This window comes from Tahibacter aquaticus, from assembly GCF_004363655.1.
Classification (GTDB): Bacteria; Pseudomonadota; Gammaproteobacteria; order Xanthomonadales; family Rhodanobacteraceae; genus Tahibacter; species Tahibacter aquaticus.
In genome coordinates, this window is sequence record NZ_SNZH01000011.1 from 82,922 (window position 1) to 100,449 (window position 17,528).

Annotated in this window: 11 protein-coding genes; 5 read left to right on the forward strand and 6 right to left on the reverse strand. The window is 63.7% G+C overall.

From position 1 onward, the window contains the following. The first annotated feature begins 9 nt into the window (after positions 1-9). Positions 10-837 carry an alpha/beta hydrolase gene (locus tag DFR29_RS17455; protein WP_133819909.1) on the forward strand — a complete coding sequence of 276 codons (828 nt, stop codon included), beginning with the start codon at positions 10-12 and terminating at the stop codon, positions 835-837. Then, positions 834-1,466 carry a DUF1287 domain-containing protein gene (locus DFR29_RS17460; protein WP_133819910.1) on the forward strand — a complete coding sequence of 211 codons (633 nt, stop codon included), beginning with the start codon at positions 834-836 and terminating at the stop codon, positions 1,464-1,466. The genes DFR29_RS17455 and DFR29_RS17460 overlap by 4 nt, the downstream gene beginning before the upstream one ends. Before the next feature lie 33 nt (positions 1,467-1,499). Here DFR29_RS17460 and DFR29_RS17465 read toward each other — a convergent pair whose 3' ends face one another. After that, complete coding sequence (locus DFR29_RS17465) at positions 1,500-3,230, reverse strand: alkaline phosphatase (RefSeq protein ID WP_243746093.1); 1,731 nt, start codon at positions 3,228-3,230, stop codon at positions 1,500-1,502. Positions 3,231-3,414: 184 nt separating this feature from the next. On the opposite strand from DFR29_RS17465, the gene DFR29_RS17470 reads away from it, so the two are divergent. Next, positions 3,415-5,406, forward strand: coding sequence for a bifunctional 2',3'-cyclic-nucleotide 2'-phosphodiesterase/3'-nucleotidase (locus DFR29_RS17470; RefSeq protein ID WP_133819911.1), 1,992 nt, complete (start codon positions 3,415-3,417; stop codon positions 5,404-5,406). Between the two features lie 206 nt (positions 5,407-5,612). Here DFR29_RS17470 and DFR29_RS17475 read toward each other — a convergent pair whose 3' ends face one another. Further along, positions 5,613-6,995: a hypothetical protein gene (locus DFR29_RS17475; RefSeq protein WP_133819912.1), complete on the reverse strand. Its 1,383-nt coding sequence runs from the start codon at positions 6,993-6,995 to the stop codon at positions 5,613-5,615. 142 nt (positions 6,996-7,137) lie between these two features. Between DFR29_RS17475 and ubiA the strand changes: the two genes are divergently transcribed. Continuing rightward, on the forward strand, positions 7,138-8,061 hold the full coding sequence (gene ubiA / locus DFR29_RS17480; RefSeq protein ID WP_425598849.1) for a 4-hydroxybenzoate octaprenyltransferase: 924 nt from the start codon (positions 7,138-7,140) through the stop codon (positions 8,059-8,061). A gap of 120 nt (positions 8,062-8,181) precedes the next feature. Here ubiA and DFR29_RS17485 read toward each other — a convergent pair whose 3' ends face one another. Both DFR29_RS17485 and DFR29_RS17490 read right to left on the reverse strand, forming a co-directional pair. Further along, positions 8,182-10,629: an amidohydrolase family protein gene (locus tag DFR29_RS17485; protein ID WP_208113632.1), complete on the reverse strand. Its 2,448-nt coding sequence runs from the start codon at positions 10,627-10,629 to the stop codon at positions 8,182-8,184. Positions 10,630-10,688: 59 nt separating this feature from the next. Then, entirely contained in the window at positions 10,689-13,421 is a 2,733-nt protein-coding gene (locus DFR29_RS17490; protein WP_133819915.1) for a hypothetical protein, read from the reverse strand. Between the two features lie 344 nt (positions 13,422-13,765). Here DFR29_RS17490 and DFR29_RS17495 point away from each other — a divergent pair, with 344 nt between their 5' ends. After that, positions 13,766-14,317 (forward strand): JAB domain-containing protein, encoded by a 552-nt coding sequence (locus DFR29_RS17495; RefSeq protein WP_133819916.1) that lies wholly within the window; start codon positions 13,766-13,768, stop codon positions 14,315-14,317. Between the two features lie 629 nt (positions 14,318-14,946). Here the strand turns inward: DFR29_RS17495 and DFR29_RS17500 are convergent. Beyond that, positions 14,947-15,444: a hypothetical protein gene (locus DFR29_RS17500; RefSeq protein WP_133819917.1), complete on the reverse strand. Its 498-nt coding sequence runs from the start codon at positions 15,442-15,444 to the stop codon at positions 14,947-14,949. A 442-nt stretch (positions 15,445-15,886) separates the two neighbouring features. Beyond that, a complete protein-coding gene (locus DFR29_RS17505) occupies positions 15,887-17,452 on the reverse strand; it encodes a carboxylesterase/lipase family protein (protein WP_208113633.1) in 1,566 nt (521 codons plus the stop codon). Positions 17,453-17,528: the final 76 nt, after the last annotated feature.

Below are 17,528 nucleotides of genomic sequence, written 5' to 3' on the forward strand. Positions count from 1 at the left end.
ACTGCTCCGATGAACGTCCTGCGACGAATGGCCGTGGCCGCGCTGGCCCTGGCCGTTCTGGCCTACGCCGCCTACGCCGCCCTGTTCTATACCGCGCAGCGCCAGCTGTTGTTTCCGCTGGCCGATACCGTCCGCCATCCGTTCCGCACCGCTCTCACGACACCGGCGCAGCTGGTCGAGCCGACCGTATCGTTCGGCCATGCCCGCGGCGTGTTTCTGCCCGCTGCGGCCACACCGGCACCGGCCCTGCTGTTTTTCCACGGCAACGGCGAAACCATCGACCAGCACCTCGATACGCTCGCCGCGCTGAACACGCTGGGCCTGAATGTATTCCTGCTCGAACTGCCGGGCTATGCCGGCGCCGACGGTGCACCGACCTTCGACAGCCTGGTCGAGGCATCGACCGCCGCCTACGACTGGCTGGCCCAGGACAGCCGCGTGGACAAGCGCAAAATCGTCGCCTTCGGCCGCTCCATCGGCGGCGCGCCCGCGGCGGAGCTGTCGCGGCATCGGCCGCTGGCGGCGCTGGTCTTGCTGTCGACGTTTGCCTCCACCGCCGACCTGGCGCGGGATCACTTCTTGCCGCCGTTCCTCGCGCTGGACCCGTTCGACAGTGCCGCGCGCATCCGCGAATTCTCCGGCGCGGTGCTGCTGATGCACGGCGACAACGACGAGGTCATTCCGGCCGCGCATGCGCGCAGGATGGCCGGTGCATCGCCGCGTGCGCAGCTGCACACGGAACCCTGCGGACATAACGACTGCCGCTATTTCGGCGCCGCGCTGCTGCCGTTGCTGCGGACCTTCCTGCAGGCGCACCAGGTATTGCCCACACCATGATCAAGCTATCTGCGCCTAGCCATCGTTGTCTGTCGATAGGCGCGGCGATACTGCTGTCGCTGGTCAGTTTTGCGACGCCGGCACAAAAACCCGCCGCAACGGTATTCCCCGACAACCTGCTCGCCGCCGCGCAGCAGCAGATCGGCGTGACGCTGTACTACGACGCCGCCTACGCGCGCCTGGCCTATCCGAACGGCGACGTGCCGCGGGTGCGCGGTGTCTGCACCGACGTGCTGATCCGCGCCTATCGCGCGCTGGGCATCGACCTGCAGCAGCGCGTACACGAAGACATGCGCGCGGCCTGGGCGGCTTATCCCAAGCTCTGGGGCCTGCGCGGCACCGACCGCAATATCGACCACCGCCGCGTGCCCAACCTGGCCACCTTCTTCACGCGTCACGGCAAGGTACTGAAGGTGAGCCAGACCGATGCCGCCCTGTACCAGGCCGGCGATATCGTCACCTGGCGCCTGCCCAGCGGCGTGCCGCACATCGGCCTGGTTGCCGCACGCCGTTACGGCGGACGGCCGCTGATCGTGCACAACATCGGCGGCGGCACGCAGCTGGAAGACATGCTGTTCGACTACACCATCACCGGCCACTACCGCTTCGAGCCCACGGCCGCCCCCTAGGCGGCCGCGGGCCAAGCCGCGCATCGTTCGCGCTTACTTCGCCTTCGGCAGCAGCGCGGCGCGATCGGGCAGGTTCACCGGTACGCCGTCAGCGTTGCAGCTGCCGCTGGCGCACAGCTGCTTGCGCAGCAGCGGCGCGCTCTGCACGATGATGTGGAAAATGACATTTTGTTCCAGCTCGCCGTGGAAGGCCTGCGCGCCGGGGCCGCGCGCGAAGATGGCCACGTCTTCGCCGCCATGGCTTTCGCTCATGAACGGCACCACCGATTCCTGCATGTAGTCCGGCGCCTGGGTATCGACCTTGCGCAGGTCGGGCCGCGCCGTCGACGGGCCCTGCAGCTTCTTGTAGTAGTGCGGATAGGTCTTGGGGCCTTGCGGCTGGCTGTCGCTGGGGCCGGTATAGCCCGGGCCGTTGGCATAGCCCAGCGTGGTATACGGCAGGCCGAGCTGGTCCAGCGCCAGCGCTTCGCCGGAGTCCTCGAAATCCGACCCGCCGTGGACCAGGCCGAGGATGGGATTGCCGCGCTGCGGATAGCCGGAGAAATACATCGTGTGGGAATGATCCGACGTGACGACGATCAGCGTATCCGCGGCATCGGTATCGTCCATCGCCGCCTGGATCGCGTCGGAAAACGCGATGGTGTCGGTCAGCGCGCGATAGGCATTGCCCGCATGGTGGCCGTGGTCGATGCGGCCGCCTTCCACCATGAGGAAATAGCCCTTCGGATTCTTCTTCAGGATCTTCAGCGCCGTGCGCGTCATCTCGGCCAGGCTGGGTTCGTCGGCGGCGACGCGGCCCTTTTCCTCGGGCGGATTCAGCCGGTCATGGTCAAAGCGCATGTGCGAACGCTCGAACAGGCCGAGCAGGTGCGTGGTCGCACCAATATCCACCTTGTCGAACTGTTCCTTGTTCCACACGTAGCTGGCGCCCGGGCGGGCGCTCCACTGGGCGATCAGGTCGTGCTGGTCCAGGCGCTTGCCCGGGCGGCCGGGTTCTTCCGGATCGCGCTGGGTGGGCAGCATGAAGTTTTCGCGGCCGCCGCCGAGTGCCACTTCCAGGCCGTTGCCGAAGGGCTGCTCCACCAGCTGGCGGGCGAAGTCCAGGCAGTCGCCGCCCTTGGGCGAATTGGCCACGTCCACGTCACCTTCCCAGTTGCGCTCGGGCAGGTGGCCATAGGTCGCCGCCGGCGTGGCATGGGTGATCTTGGTCGTGGTCACCGCGCCGGTGGACAGGCCGGCGAGTTCGGCCAGCTCCAGCCCGCTGAGCAGCTCATCGCCCTTGCTGGAAGCGCAATCGGCGCGGTCGGCGCCCTGGCCCACGCCGATGAAGCCGGCCTTGGTCTTTACGCCCGACATGATCGCCGTCATGGTGCCGGCAGAATCCGGCGTCTGCGAATCGGTTTCGTAGGTGCGGCTCAGCGCGGTGTAAGGCAGCGTCTCGAACGACAGCCGCGCGCTTTCGCCGTCCTTGCCCTGGCGCTGGCCGAGCAGGATATGCGCCGCGGCAATGGTCGGAATGCTCATGCCATCGCCGAGGAACACGATCACGTTCTTCGCCCGCGGCGGCGTGGCGCCGACATTGGCGTGGGCAGCGGCGGCACCGGCAGTGAACCACCACGCCGCGGTTTCCTGCTGCGGCCGCTGGATCTGCGGCACCGCAATCGGCGTCAGCGTAGCGGACGCGTGCGGCGATGCGGTGGGTTGGCTGGCACAGGCGGTCAGGCCCAGCGCCAGCAGGCAGGGCAGCGGATGCAGTCGCTTCACGGTGGTCTCCCGGTCGAATTCGCAAAGTAAGTGGCCAGTGTGACAGCCCGGCGGCACGCGCACTATGGGGCCAGGGTTGGGCTGCAGGCCCATCGGCGGAAGGTGGGCCGTCACGGCCCGGACATGCGGCCAGGCGCATGCCGGTGCTAAGGTGCGCGCCCAACCTCCAGCCTGCGCAGCCGCCATGCACCGTCTCCTGCTTGCCTTCAGCGTCGCCGCCACCCTCGCCGCCTGCACCAGCGGCGGCCACAAGAAAGGCCCGCAACTCGAGGACGGCGCCCGCGCCGACGTGGCCCTGCTGGAGACCACCGACCTGCACGCCAACGTGCTCAGCTTCGACTATTTCAAAGGCGTGCAAGACCCGACCCTGGGCTTCGAACGCGTCGCCACGCTGATCCGCGCCGCACGCAAGGAATACCCCAACACCTTCCTGTTCGACGACGGCGACACCATCCAGGGCACCGCCCTGTCCGACCACCAGGCCCTGGCCGAGCGCCTGCCCTGCACGGAAAAGCTCGCCACCTACAAGGCCATGGATGCGCTGGGCTACGACGCCGCCACCATCGGCAACCACGAATTCAACTACGGCCTGGATTTCCTCGCCCAGGTCACCGGCGCGCGCATGAACGCCGACGGTGTCGATGCACAGGACTGCGTCGGCCCAACCTTCCCGTTCGTGCTGTCCAACGTGTTCTCGGCGCGCGACGGCAAGCCGATCTACCAACCCTTCCTGGTGGTGGAAAAAACCATCACCGCGTACACGCCCGACGGCAGCGCGCTGAGCGTGCCGCTGCGCGTCGGCGTGCTGGGCTTTGCGCCGCCGCCGATTCTCAAATGGGACAAACGCAACCTCGAAGGCAAGGTGACCACGATGGGCGTGGTCGAGGCCGCGCAGAAATACCTGCCGCCCCTGCGCGCGCAGAACGTAGACCTGGTCGTCACCGTGTCGCACGGCGGGCTGAACCCCGACACCTACAGCGACACCATGGAAAACGCCAACTGGCATCTGGCCGGCGTCGCCGGCATCGACGCCATCCTGCTCGGCCACAGCCACGACACCTTCCCCAACGCCAGCAACCCCAAGTCGCGCTTCAACAGCATGGCCGAGGTGGACAACGAACGCGGCTTCGTGCGCGGCGTGCCCGCCGTGATGGGCAGCTTCTGGGGCAAGGGCCTGGGCGTGATCAAACTGGCGCTGGAACGCAAGGACGGCCGCTGGCAGATCGCCAAGGACAAAAGCTACAGCGAAGTGCGGCCGATCTGTCCCAAGGACCACGAGTGCGTGCCCGCCGACGGCGAAATCGCCAAACTGGTCGACCGCGAACACCGCGCCACCATCGCCTGGGTCGAGACCGCGATCGGCCAGACCGACTATCACCTCAGCACCTATTTCGCCGACCAGGGCGACGTGAGCGCCCTGGGCGTGATCAACGCCGCCCAGCGCGACTTCACCCGCGACTGGATCAAGAGCGAACGCCCCGACCTGGCCAACATCCCGGTGCTGTCCGCCGCCGCCGCGTTCAAGGCCGGCTTCGCCGGGCCGGAAGACTACAGCGACGTCAAGCCCGGCAAGGTCACCATCAAGAGCGCGGCCGATCTCTACCTGTATCCGAACACCATCGCCGCCGTGCAGATCGACGGCGCCATCCTCAAGGGCTGGCTGGAAAAATCCGCCGAACGCTTCAACAAGGTCGACACCACCTCGGCCGAGCCGCAGGCGATGATCAACACCCGCGTACCGACCTACAACTTCGACGTGATCCAGGGCGAGCTGCTCTACACCATCGACCTGACCCGCGCCCCCGGCCAGCGCATCGTCAAGCTCGACTACCAGGGCAAGCCGGTAGACCCCAAGCAGCCCTTCCTCGTCGCCACCAACAACTACCGCGCCAGCGGCAGCGGCAGCATTCCGGGGCTGGACGGCAAGAACATCGTGTTGTCCGCCGAAGTGACCAACCGCGACGTGGTGATCGCCTGGCTCAAGGCGCATCCGCAACTCACGCGCCGCGACATCGAAGCCAGCCCGGTGCGCTTCGTGCCGCTGAAACTCAAGGCCCCGCTGACCTTCCGCAGCCGCGCCGGCCAGGCCGACGTGGCCAAGGGCAACGGCGTGCGCGGCATCAGCCAGATCAAGGACAACGGCGATGGGACGGCAACTTATGGCTTCATGCCGTAAGAGCGTCTAGCAAGAAGCTATCCGTTCCGACAGGCTTGGCTTGAGCCCTCTCCTTCAAGGGGGTGAAGGTGAGGGGCTAACGGCTAGCAAGTCTGCCGTTTTGTCAGACGCGCCCAAGACTTGGCAAACAACCGATACCCATGAACACGATGCCAGCGCAGGGCCAAAACCCTGCGCTGAGTCCGCCGCGTCGGCAGCCAGCCTCGCTACACTCGCGGCATGAGCAAGAAGACCGACGCTCCCGGCGGTGACGCCGAAGCCAACGCCAGCCTTCCCAAACCGCGCAGTCGCGCCAGCAAACCTGCTGCAAGCGCCGACGCCGATAATTCCGCCACAGCGAAGCCGGCCGCGCGCCCACGCACTGCCGCACGCAAGACCGCCAGCGAAACCGCAGCAGGCGAATCGCCGCAAGGATCGTTGATCGCCGATACGGGCGAAGCCGCCACCGCGCCGAAGCCGCGCAGCCGCGCAACACGCAGCAGCACAGCCGCAGACGGCGAAGCCGCCGCCACCAAGACACCGGCGCGATCTTCCTCCGGGCGATTTGCGCCGAAGCCGGCGGCCGCTACGCCCGAGGCAACGCCGTTGGCGACAGCGGCCGATGCGCCGCCTGCGGCAGTACAGCGTGCGTCGCCGCCAGTCGCGGCGAAATCCACCCCCGTACCCACCGCCGCCGCGACACCGGCGAGCAGAGCATCCACTGCCGCGCCGGCGACGCCAGCACCGCCCGTCGCACCGGCTGCCGCGACCGCAACGCCAACACCGCCCGTCGCAGCACCACCATCAGCCGAAGCGCCTGTCGTTGCACGCACCGCGGTTTCACCTGCAACAGCAGCGCCGACAGCCGCACCGGCCGCTGCACCACCGCCGTCAACACCAGGCGCGACGGCATCACCACCAGCGGTGGCAGCGCCGGTAGTCACGCGTCCGGCCGACGCATTGCCCACTGCGACGCCGCCCGTGGCAAGACCGACCACCGGTGCGCAGCAGGCCACCGCCCCACCGATCAACACGCCGCCGGCAGCACGTCCGCCGATAGCGCCGGTTGCCGCTGTCACTGCGCCCGTTGCGGCGAAGCCGGCGACAGTCGCAGCGGCGCCCGCATCACTACCGTCGCATGCAGCGCCGCTTGCCCCACGTCCACCGCCGCCGGGTGGGGCGTCCGTCACGGCACCGGCAGCGGTGAAACCCGCGCCGGCGGTGCCAGCTGCAGCACCACCGGTGACCGCGTCCGCGCCTGCCGGGCGTCCCGTTGTGCCGCCGCCCGCGGCGGCCGCGGCAACGCATTCCGCGGCGACCGCATCGCCGGTGCCTCCGGTCACTGCACCCGCGACCGCTTCACGCACAACTGGCGGCGCACACCGCCCTGGCGCCGGACCGGCCTCTGCGCCCCCGGCCGCCAGACCCTTGGCGCCAGCGCCGGCCAGCAGCACGGCACCCGCATCCCGTAGCACCGTCACACCGCCACCGCCGTCCCCACCCGCGCCGGCAACGCCCCAGGCACCCACCCATGCAACCGCCCCTGCACCACCGTCCACCGGCCCGACCCACGCCAGCAGCACACCGGTGCCGTGGATGAATACCGACAAGATTCCACCGCGCAGCGCGACGCCCGCAGCGACCGCCGCCGCAGACCCCGGCAAAGCCAAACCCGCCCACAAGGCCAAACCCGCCGCCGCCAAAGCCGCCGCACCCGCGCATCCCGCCGACGCCTCGGCGCGCTCCCGCGGCGTGCTCGAAGCCCTGCTGCGCCTGCTGCCCGCGGCCTGGCGCGACACCACGCGCGACTACCTCGTGCTGATGCGCATGGACCGCCCCATCGGCGCGCTGCTGCTGCTGTGGCCGACCTGGTGGGCGCTCTGGCTGGCCCAGCACGACTTCCCGCCGCCGCACCTGCTGGTCATCTTCACCGTCGGCGTATTCCTGATGCGCGCCGCCGGCTGCGTCATCAACGACTACGCCGACCGCTGGCTGGACCCGCAAGTCGAACGCACCAAAGGCCGCCCCATCGCCGCCGGCCGCGTCACGCCGCGCGCCGCCCTGGTGCTGTTCGGCGTGCTGATGCTGCTGGCCTTCGGCCTGGTACTGCTGACCAACGCGCTGACCGTGAAGCTATCCCTGGCCGGTGCCGCACTCGCCACCTTGTATCCCTTTGCCAAACGCCACACCCACCTGCCGCAAGTGGTACTCGGCGCCGCGTTCGGCTGGTCCATCCCCATGGCCTTCGCCGCCGTCAAAGGCGGCGGCATCAACGTCGGGTTATTCGATGCCCTGCCCCCGCTGTGCTGGGTACTGTTCCTCGCCAACGTCGTCTGGGCCACCGTCTACGACACCGAATACGCCATGGTCGACCGCGACGAAGACATCAAGGCCGGCTCCAAATCCACCGCCATCCTGTTCGGCGACGACGACCGCATGATCATCGGCGTGCTGATGGGCACCTTCGTGATGGCGCTGGTACTGATCGGCAGCCGCGCCGAACTGCACTGGTCGTACTACTTCGCCGTCGTCGCGGCGGCAGGGCTATGCGGCTACCAGCAGTGGCTGATCCGCACGCGCGAGCGCGCCGCGTGCTTTGCGGCGTTCCGGAATAATTTGTGGGTGGGGATGGTGGTGTGGGCGGGGGTTTGTTTGGCGCTGGCGATAAGGCACTGAGATCGCAAAGGGCGAGCCGCCGAACCGTACATCTCCAGCAGCATCGCAATCGGTCGAGGTGGTGGGTTTCGCGTCCCGTCACGTCGAATTGCGGGTCGCCTGCTGCAGCGTGTTGACCGATCACTCAATCCCGCGCATGGACGTGACGAGGGTTTTGTCGTGGAAGCGGTAGGTTCGGCCACATTCGTTGATCGCAGCAACTTTACGCAGCGCGTCTGGCTCGCTTTCACCAGCTGCGCGCAACGCGGCATAAAGTTGGTGGAATTCGGTTTCGAGATCGCCTGCAAAAATTCCCGGATCGTCGGAACCCAGGCTGACCAGGATCGGAGGGTCTTCAGCCTGAAGATATTCGGGCACCCGCATCCACCGCAACGAATGATGCTCCAGAAAGCTCTGGTACTGACTGATACGCACGTTGCTCGACGGTAACGTTTCGACGATGACACCACGCTGGCCGATATGGCGCATCAACGATTGCTGAATAACAACATATTGCGATGCGTCAAGGAACCCTGCATCGACTTCAATGATCTCGTCGGCACGTTTGATGACATCGGAATCACTTAACCAGCGCCACAGCAACGCAGTTGCGTCAGGTTGTTCACGGACAACACGCCGTACCCGATCGATCTCCAACTGCCAGTGATTGCTAAGAGCGTCACTGGCGGCGCGCGAGCCCGTGCAGCAACGCAATAGGGTCTTCCGACACACGCCGCGCAGCGCCATGGCACGCTCAAGAACAGCTGCAGGTTGCCATTGACCAAAAATGTTTTGTCCCTGACTTTCAAACTCGCGCTGCAACCTAGGCACACATGCCTGCATGCCAGGAACATCCCTCACTAGCTGCCATGCAGCAAGAAGCGCGGTTAGCCATTCCCCGCGCGCGAGCAGGATACGACCCGGCATACGTTGCAACCACAGACTCGGCGAGATACCCATCGCGGTGCCATGGCCTATCCGATCGCCACGCTGCAGTTCAAGCAGGTTGAGGGCGTCCCACATGTAGCTAATGCCAGAAAGCAAATGGCGAAAATCCTCACCCGCGTGAAACGTGCAATGCGGGAGTCCGGCTGCACGACAAACACGAAACACTGGCGCGAACACGTCAGGGGGGGCATGCAGCTCGTTTGCTGCCGCGTCGATACCTCGCACCCACCGAGAAAGACGTGGCCAGCGCCTCAACGCAACCAGCAAGATGCCGGAATATCGGCGAAGTTTTTGATCGAGATCATAGTGTCGATACAGCTTCTCGACCTTAGGGGGCGCCAGCTTGACGAAGTGTACAACCAGCGCAAGTTGCAATACGCGCTGATTGCCTGGTCGCGTCGAATCCAGCTCGACGAGAAGCCTGGACAGAGGACGATAAGACGTGCTCATCGACCTGCGGCCTACCGTTTTCAGGTAGTGCAAATAGCCTTGGAGCACCGCTCTAATTAATTCGCTTAGCTCACGGAGCGTGTCTTTCGGCGCAATTCGTCCTTCAACATAGCCAGTGACGCTATGAAATCCCGATCCATGCATCGCCAGAAAACGTTGCTGGTAGGTACGCTCGGTAGGGTCGCGTAACTTGGTCAGTGTGAGCTTTTGGAACTGGTCAAAACCGTGAGAACTTTCGTTCTGAACGAGTAGCCGATAATACTGATTCTGCAGCAGTAGATACGTGTGGAACATGCCTCCAATCACGCCACTCGGCCGCGTGTCGAGCCTACGTATCAACTGAGTCTGCCACTCCAGTTCGGCTTGAATATCCAGGCCAACTCGCAATGACTGGCGTAGCCCAGCGAATGCTGGCGCCCTTTGGTAGCCGCCGCCGAGTAGTGCTTGGCAGGACTGTGGGAGCGTCATAGTCATGGGCAGACGTTCAGCGGCAAAGCATACAAGCCATTCGCGCAGTCTTGCCGCGAGGCATAGCCGTTTGAACAGCTCAGCCGGCGTCAACTCCGGATCGACCTGTCGCACGAGGTCACGGACACGCTCCCTATCCCTTCCGATGGACCATGCCTGATCGAAATCGCGAGTGTACTTACGTGGCGCGTCGAGAGCGCCAAGCCAGCAAACCTCGGCTTGGCTACTGCCATTCAAATGCAAGTGCGTTTCATGAAGACCTTGCTTTGCAAGGTATTCGTCGATTGACGCATTCGCGGGCTTGAGCAACGGCACAGACAAACGCCCCCAGGAGGCTGAAGGCACTGGCGTCATTCCCAAACGCGCCGAACGATCGTCGCGCCCTTCGCGGCTGGTCGCATTGAGCGAAACGGCGGCCATTGCCTGGATCGGTAGCGATGACATGCGGCTGGCAACTCCTTGTTGCCAGGCGCCGAACTTCAAGTGATCGACGTAAATCTTAAGGTGCCTGTATTCGACAAACTCACTGACCAGCTGGTGCAGCGCGGACCGCACAAGGCATGAGCGATACTGAGCGCCCACGGACACTTGTCGCCATGCCATATCGAAAACGTGATCTGGGTAACGCGCAGCCCAGGGCTGGTACGCCAAGTAAACTGGCTCTCGCAACAAATCCCAAGTCGATCGCCCATTGAACGGCGCAGCGCGCAGATACTTAAGCACGCGGTAGTCCGATAGCAGTAGCGTTGAAAGCAGCGCGCTTGTAGACACCAATTGGCCGTTCATCGGCCTTTTTTGCCCGACGTTACGGCTTTTTTCTTAGCCGGTTCTTTGGTCTCCGGTTTAGGCCGTGCCTTGATGGCGGGTTTTTTTTTCGCGGAAGATCCGCCTTCCTCATTTAGGTACGATGGGTGCGCATTCGTCGCATCCAGCACAGGGGCACGCCGTGTCTGATTCGCTGTGACGATACCATCGTAGCTGGCTTTATTGCGACAGCTACCTTTAGGAAGTAATTGCTCGAACATCTCCCGATACTCCGCACGCTCGTAGAGCAGACCAAGTACTAGCGGACACGTCGCAACGATGGCCATCAACGGCCAGCGCTCAGGCAACAACTTCGTAGCCTTGAGCTTTTTTAGAAAAGGTTTTGGACTAGTTCGCGGATTACCGCGATTGACGGGCTCAGTTTCATTTGTCTGTGCGCCGATGACAAAGTGATGCTCAGCCTCTTCCACAAAAAACGCATTGAGTAGACAGACCGCGAACATTTCTACCAAGTCCGCCGCTACATTGGGCTTTTCCAACTTGGGACCAAATGCTTCGGCAACATTCTCGAGGTTATGTAGTAAGCGGTTCGCGACTTTACCGACAAATATAGAGGATGGTGCCAGAAATCTTTTTAGTAACTCGACATCGCTCAGCCATTCCTCCACAGGTATCAGCAATTTTTCGATTAGTTCATCATCGGCTTCTTCCTCGGTATCTAACCGACTGCTCGCACGTCGCCTAATCTCGGCTTCGGCGGTAGCGCCCCAGCTCGGCGCAGGAATCGTCAGAGTCGGATAGGTCTTTCGAAGTAAGTGTCTAATGTCTTCGATCGACAAACCTTTCCCAGCTTTGTCGTTCTTGGCATTGTACTGCTCGGATAGCAAACGCTCGACCAATCCCAGGAGGGTGAACAGCGAGGCATATGTTCGAATCCCCTTTCTCTCAGAGATTTTTATGAGACTCAGCTGAATCGCGGCCGATTCGGCGGCCGAATCTTTGCTAGAAAGGAAATACGTGCCAAGCTGGACGTCTTTCGACCGTGGCGTCGAGTAATGCGATGCTATTTGGCCTGTGGCGCGGCGCCCCCAATCCAGCGCATATTCGTCACGACCTATGCCGAGGTACTGTCGAAAGCGCTGCCGTCCGAGATCGGATTGTTCGTTATAACCACCGCCATCGCGCGTCAAAACATAGAGTAGGACGTTAAGTGGGCCGCGACAGAGATAACGCAGCATCGCGCCCGGTTGACCATAGCAGAATCGTGCAACTTCGGCGGCAAGGGCGGCTGAACAGTTGCGAATGTCCTCATCGTCCGAGGTCGGCGACAGATAAGGCGCCGTATCTACATCGTCGCCACCACGCGTGAGATCGAACACCGCGCGACAGAGCTCCGGCGAGCTGCGCTCGGACAACGCGTCGGTATCAATACGCAGCTTGTAGAGACTCGTCAGCGTCAACCCCCGCATTGCGGCGCAGAAAGCGTTGAACAGCTCGCCAGGGTCGGTTCGGCCCGAGTCGCAGTTGGGCCATTCAAGATGAGGCGCACAGTGCGCCATCAGATCAATAACGGATCGCAACGGCTGCTTCAACAAGTAGACGCGAAACAAAGCAACATCAGATTTGGTACGAATGCGTAATGCCGAGCGGATCAGTTGATCGATTTGCTCGCGAACATCGCATTTCGCGTTGTCCCAAGAAAACTCGTACCTATACGTGTTCGTCGACTCATCCATCGTGTTCCAGAGCGGCGCTAGCGAAGCGCGCCGATGCGTAGGAAACAGTTTTAGAAGGTATTGCTCTTCAAGCTGGTCGATCATGCGTAGATATTGGTCAGACCGTCCTTTGTGCGCTATGTTTTCTGTATTTGCATTGCCGAATATGACCCTGCCGCCGATGGTTTTCGCGAAATGACGTCGGACTAGCAAAGCATAGAGTTCCATGTCACCAGCAACTACTACCATCATGCGCGGCATATCTAGATACTTACGTATGCATTCAAGCAGACCCACCGCGTGGCCTGCGTGTGTGTCCGCGTCATCGAAAGCCAGCATCAATGCATCGACTTTCAAAATTTCGCAGGCAAGGTCGAACAATTTGTGCAACTTCTTGCGTAAATCGAGACTATCTCCAGCGCGCTCCAATCCCCAATCGAGAAACAGCTCCGGATCAAGATCATTAAGCGCGTGATGTCCCTGTTGGAACAGCGCCAAGCCACCTGCAACGTTTTTAAAAGCTTCGCGCCAGCCTTGGCGAGATTTTTCGCAGTCGAGGCTGCCTTGCACTTCCAACTGCTTATCTACGCATTTGGCAATTTGCCGCAGTATGACAAGAAGCGGGATTTCGCTGTGCTCGATCCGACTCGGGTCAATAAGCGGCAAGAAGCGCATTCGAAATTTTGCTTCTTTCTTTTTCTCGAAAACCTCTTTGAGATGGCGGAGAAAGGTTGATTTTCCCGCGCCACGCGTACCGTCGAGAAAAAAAGTCCACCCACTCGCGCTTGGATAGCTATCCGGTTCAACCACGTATTCCGGCACGCGGAGGTCGTCAAGTCGATCAAGGTGGTCCCTAACACTGCGGCGGAAGCTGTCATATTGGCGGCGGTGAATAGGCTCGCGTGTTTCGGACGGATCGCGACCCGCTCCAGTAGATCCTGATTGCGCTTGCCATTCCGGACGATCCAGTTTGATGACAACCGATTCGAGATTGGGTGCGTGGCCAATAGACGGGGTTGGGACCTGATTCGACACGCCGTTCCTCCTGAATCGAAACCGCAAGTTGATCGAAAGCACACCAAATACCCTAGCCGACGGCGCGCGCTGTGAACCTTACGGCAGTTTGTTGCCGTCGCGCAATGTATACGAGCGGCCCTGGGAGAGAAACGCCGATACCGGCGCAACAGACGATGTGTATCACACATGCGCCGGCGCGAAGTGCTTTGCGGAACTCTCAATACTCGATGTACTGCTGAGGATCTTTTATTGGCTGGGCTGCCGGCTGCGGTTTCTATTCTCCGACGAACTGAAACTATCGTCTCTGGAACCCAATGTTGTCCCGCGCTCAAATGGCATACCGCCACTGATCTGCAGCCGCCATGGACTTTCGCTACCTGACAGAATTTTCGGACGTAGGATCAAGAACAACACTTGCCCGTGCGTTGGACATTCTGGAAGCTCAGGCGAGAAAACCTGGCCCAGCCTTGGCTAGCTCGCACCTCGCAGCAGAGTGGTTCCGAATTCGTCTTTCGCCGCTGAGCCACGAAGTCCTCGCCGTCGCCTGGCTCAACCCCAAACTCCACCTCCTCGAATTCCGCGAACTCGCCCACGGCACCCTGGACCGCGTGATGGTTTATCCGCGCGAAGTGGTGAAGTCCGCGTTGGCGGCCAATGCCTGGGCCGGCATCCTGGCCCACAACCATCCCTCGGGTGACGCGGAGCCGTCGGATGCGGATATCGCGCTGACGCACGAACTGCAGGCGGCACTGCGCCTGGTCGACGTGAAGCTGCTGGACCATTTCATTGTCACCGCCGCGCAGCCGCCGTTTTCGATGGCACAGGCAAGGCTGCTGGTGCCGGAACCCGGCCTGCGCCCAGCGCTGGCATTGGCGGGACGGGTGAAAGGCCGGCGTAAGGCGGCGCGCCCGTAGGAACGCGGCGCACAGCCGGCGCGCTGTCGGTGGGGTTTGCCGATTGACGGTTTATGCGGAAACGCCGCCACGGTGGGCGGCCCGGCCCAGGGATTGGCCCGTTTCCGCTCCCGGCTGCGCGCCCTGGCTTTCGGTCAAAAAGCCCGAAACGCGGCGCTTTTTTTGCGGTGCTCCGCGCTTTTACCGTGGAACTCGGCGCTTTGACGGTCGCGTTCCGCCCTTTTTTCGCGGAACGCCGCGGAGTGAGCGCGGAACCCCGCCGTTTGGGCGCGGAGCACGGCGCGTTGACCGTGGCGCTCCGCCCTTCTGGCGCGGAACGCGGCGCTTCGACCGCGGCCTTCCGCGCGGAAAGGGTGGAACTTCGCGTTTTGACGGCGGAATGCCGCGCTTTGCGGGCGAATGCTTCGGCCGGAATGGCCGGCCGCCCCCCGGCGGCCGCCGGGTCCGGTGCACGGCAGCGTCGGCGGGTTCGCCACACGGTGCAGCCCGTTGGCTGCGGCGTCTGGCACGCCGTTGTTGATTGCTACAAAACAGTTTTGATCAGAAACGCCCGAACTATTCAACGAATGGAATAACACAGCGCCGCGCCCCTGCCACGGGCGCGGCACTGTGCGGCAGGCGCTGGCGGGTCAGGTGGCGGGCGGGTTGCTGCCGCCGTTGTCGCCGGCGGCTTTCTTGGGCTTGCGCGGCGCACGGGCGAAGCGCACCGACAGCTGTTTGCACAGGGCATCGAGCCCCTGCGCCTTGCCACCGGCGCGCAGGGCGCCGTAGCCGCCCAGGGCCAGCACCATGATGTCGCTGCCCAGGGCGGCCTCGGTATCCCAGGCGCGTTCGGACAGGCGTTCCATGCGGCGGAACAGGGGTGTCAGCTGGTCGAAGGTGAGCACGTCTTTCTTGCCTTCGGCCAGGTCGAGAATGGGCGGGATGAGTTCGGGGTTCTGTTCCATGGCCAGCAGCGTGGCATCGCAGAAGGGCTTGGATTGCTGGCCCATGCGGGTAAGGCTGCGGCGTTCCTGCGGGGTGAGGGAGACGAAACCCGCGAACAGGGTTTCCAGTTGGGTGATGGCCGCCTCGGCGGCGGCCAGTTGGTCGTCGGTCAAGGCGAGATCGACAAGGTTCTGGGTCATGGTGCTCTCCGAGTGAAAGGGGCCGGGGCGGCGGTGGGCGCTGCCCGCGCGATGCCGCTGCCCGGTGACGGCCGGGTGGCGCACCGGGCGGCGGCAGGGACCGAGTCTTTCACTGGATGCACATGTATGCAATGGAACTATACGCTGTAGTTAAGAAATACACTTACGTATGGAATGGGCGTATGGACGGCGAGAGGAATACGTTCCGTGCGGGCTGCGGCTTTTGTAGCGGCGATGTCGAATACGGGTGTTCGTCATTGTTTTCGCATGGCGGCACTACGCCGGCGAATCGGCGGCGTGAGTGAGGGCGTGGCGTTTTTCCGGGCGGTATTGCGCCAAGCGGAAGGCCGCGGCGGGCGGGCGGCCCTGCCGGGGAGCGTGCAAGATAGCCCGCACCCACGGGCGCTGCCCCGACGGCCGGACGCCAACCGGCGCCGGTTGCTCATTCCTGCCAGAACGCCGCACCACGCACTTGCTCATACACACGATCGAACACGCGCAGGCCGTCGCCAGGCTCGTGCCGCTCGACGGTCGGCGGTGCCGCCAGTTGCATGACCGCCCCACCCTCGCCGGCATAGCGGGGCCACTGCGGCAGTCCCTTGCCCGACGGGTCGCCGCGCTTGACGAAGTTCACCCAGTAGCTCGCCATCTGCTGCGCCAGGCGCTGGTCGGCGGCGCTCCAGCGCCAGCGGGCCTGGTCCAGGTGATCGAACATGTACCACAGCTCGGCGAAATGGCCCGCGCCCCAGTTTGCGTACACCGACCCGGCCGGAAACGGCGGGCGCTGCGCAAACCGGTAGAAGTACACCGGCTGCGTGCCGGCCAGCGCCTGCAGGCGTGCCCAGGCCCACATATCCCAGCCAAAGCGCAGGTCGCGCTCGAAATCCAGGCGGGCCTGCTGCGCCTGCGCATCGGTGGCAGTTGCATAGGCCGCGAGCAAGGGCGCCGGCAGCTTGCCGAAACGGCGTTCGATATCTGCCGCGAATGTCGCCGCTTTCACGGCGCTCACATCGACCAGCGAGCGCGCTTCCTCGGCGTTGGAACCGATCAGCAGCGGCACAGCGTTGTGCTGCCGCGCGCGATAGGCCGCATACGGCGTCAGCGGCAGTACATCGGGCTCGATCACCGGGTGACTGAGCGCCGCCGCCGCCGCCGTCAGCAACGCCGCCGCGGGCAAGGCGCGCAGTTCGCGTATCGAACCTGCGCCCACCGACGCGGCGTATTTCTCGCCATCGCGTTCGGCATTCGCCAGTTGGTAGGACGGCGCGAGTTGCTCCGGTTCGAACACGCCGCCGCTTTGCCCGATCGCGCCGTGGAACAGACCCTTGGCCCGCGGCGAAGCGAGCAGCAGGCTGACCGACATGGCACCGGCCGATTGCCCGGCAATGGTCACCCGCGCCGGATCGCCGCCAAATGCGGCAATATTTTTTTGCACCCATTGCAACGCGGCCATCTGGTCCATCAGGCCGTAGTTGCCCGAGCCGTGCCGGGCCGATTCCGCCGTGAGCTGCGGATGCGCCAGGAAGCCGAATACGCCCAGCCGATACGCTACGCTGACGACGACGATGCCCCGGCGCGCCAGGCGGTCGCCCCAGTACAGCGGCATGGCCGCGGAACCATTGGTATAGCCGCCGCCATGAATCCAGACCAGCACGGGCAGGCGCTGGCCGGCGCGCGGGGTCGGTGTCCAGATATTCAATGCCAGGCAGTCTTCACTCACCACGGGCGGTGTTTCGCCCGGCATCGACACGCCGGTTTGCAGGCAGGCCGGCGCAAATGCAGTTGCCTTGCGCACGCCTTCCCAGGCCAGCGGCGGCTGCGGCGGCATCCAGCGCAGCGCGCCAACGGGCGACGCGGCGAACGGAATGCCCTTGTACGCGGTGACGCCACCTTCGCGCACACCGACCACGCTGCCGCTTTGCGTCAACACCGGTTTCGCCACGGCCAGGCCGCTACCAAACAGGAAAACTGCGGCCGCCATCGCGGCCATTACATGTATTGCCTTCACCGTCATCTCCGTCGAAACCTCGCCGTAAAGCATTGATGGCGAACGGCGGGAAGGCCAGACCGGTTCACACCCGAAG

Bases quoted from the DNA above. Each gene is read 5' to 3' on its own strand.
- DFR29_RS17455 (WP_133819909.1), top strand. From the start codon at position 10: ATGAACGTCCTGCGACGAATGGCCGTGGCCGCGCTGGCCCTGGCCGTT.
- DFR29_RS17460 (WP_133819910.1), top strand. From the start codon at position 834: ATGATCAAGCTATCTGCGCCTAGCCATCGTTGTCTGTCGATAGGCGCG.
- DFR29_RS17470 (WP_133819911.1), top strand. From the start codon at position 3,415: ATGCACCGTCTCCTGCTTGCCTTCAGCGTCGCCGCCACCCTCGCCGCC.
- DFR29_RS17495 (WP_133819916.1), top strand. From the start codon at position 13,766: ATGGACTTTCGCTACCTGACAGAATTTTCGGACGTAGGATCAAGAACA.
- DFR29_RS17500 (WP_133819917.1), bottom strand. From the start codon at position 15,444: ATGACCCAGAACCTTGTCGATCTCGCCTTGACCGACGACCAACTGGCC.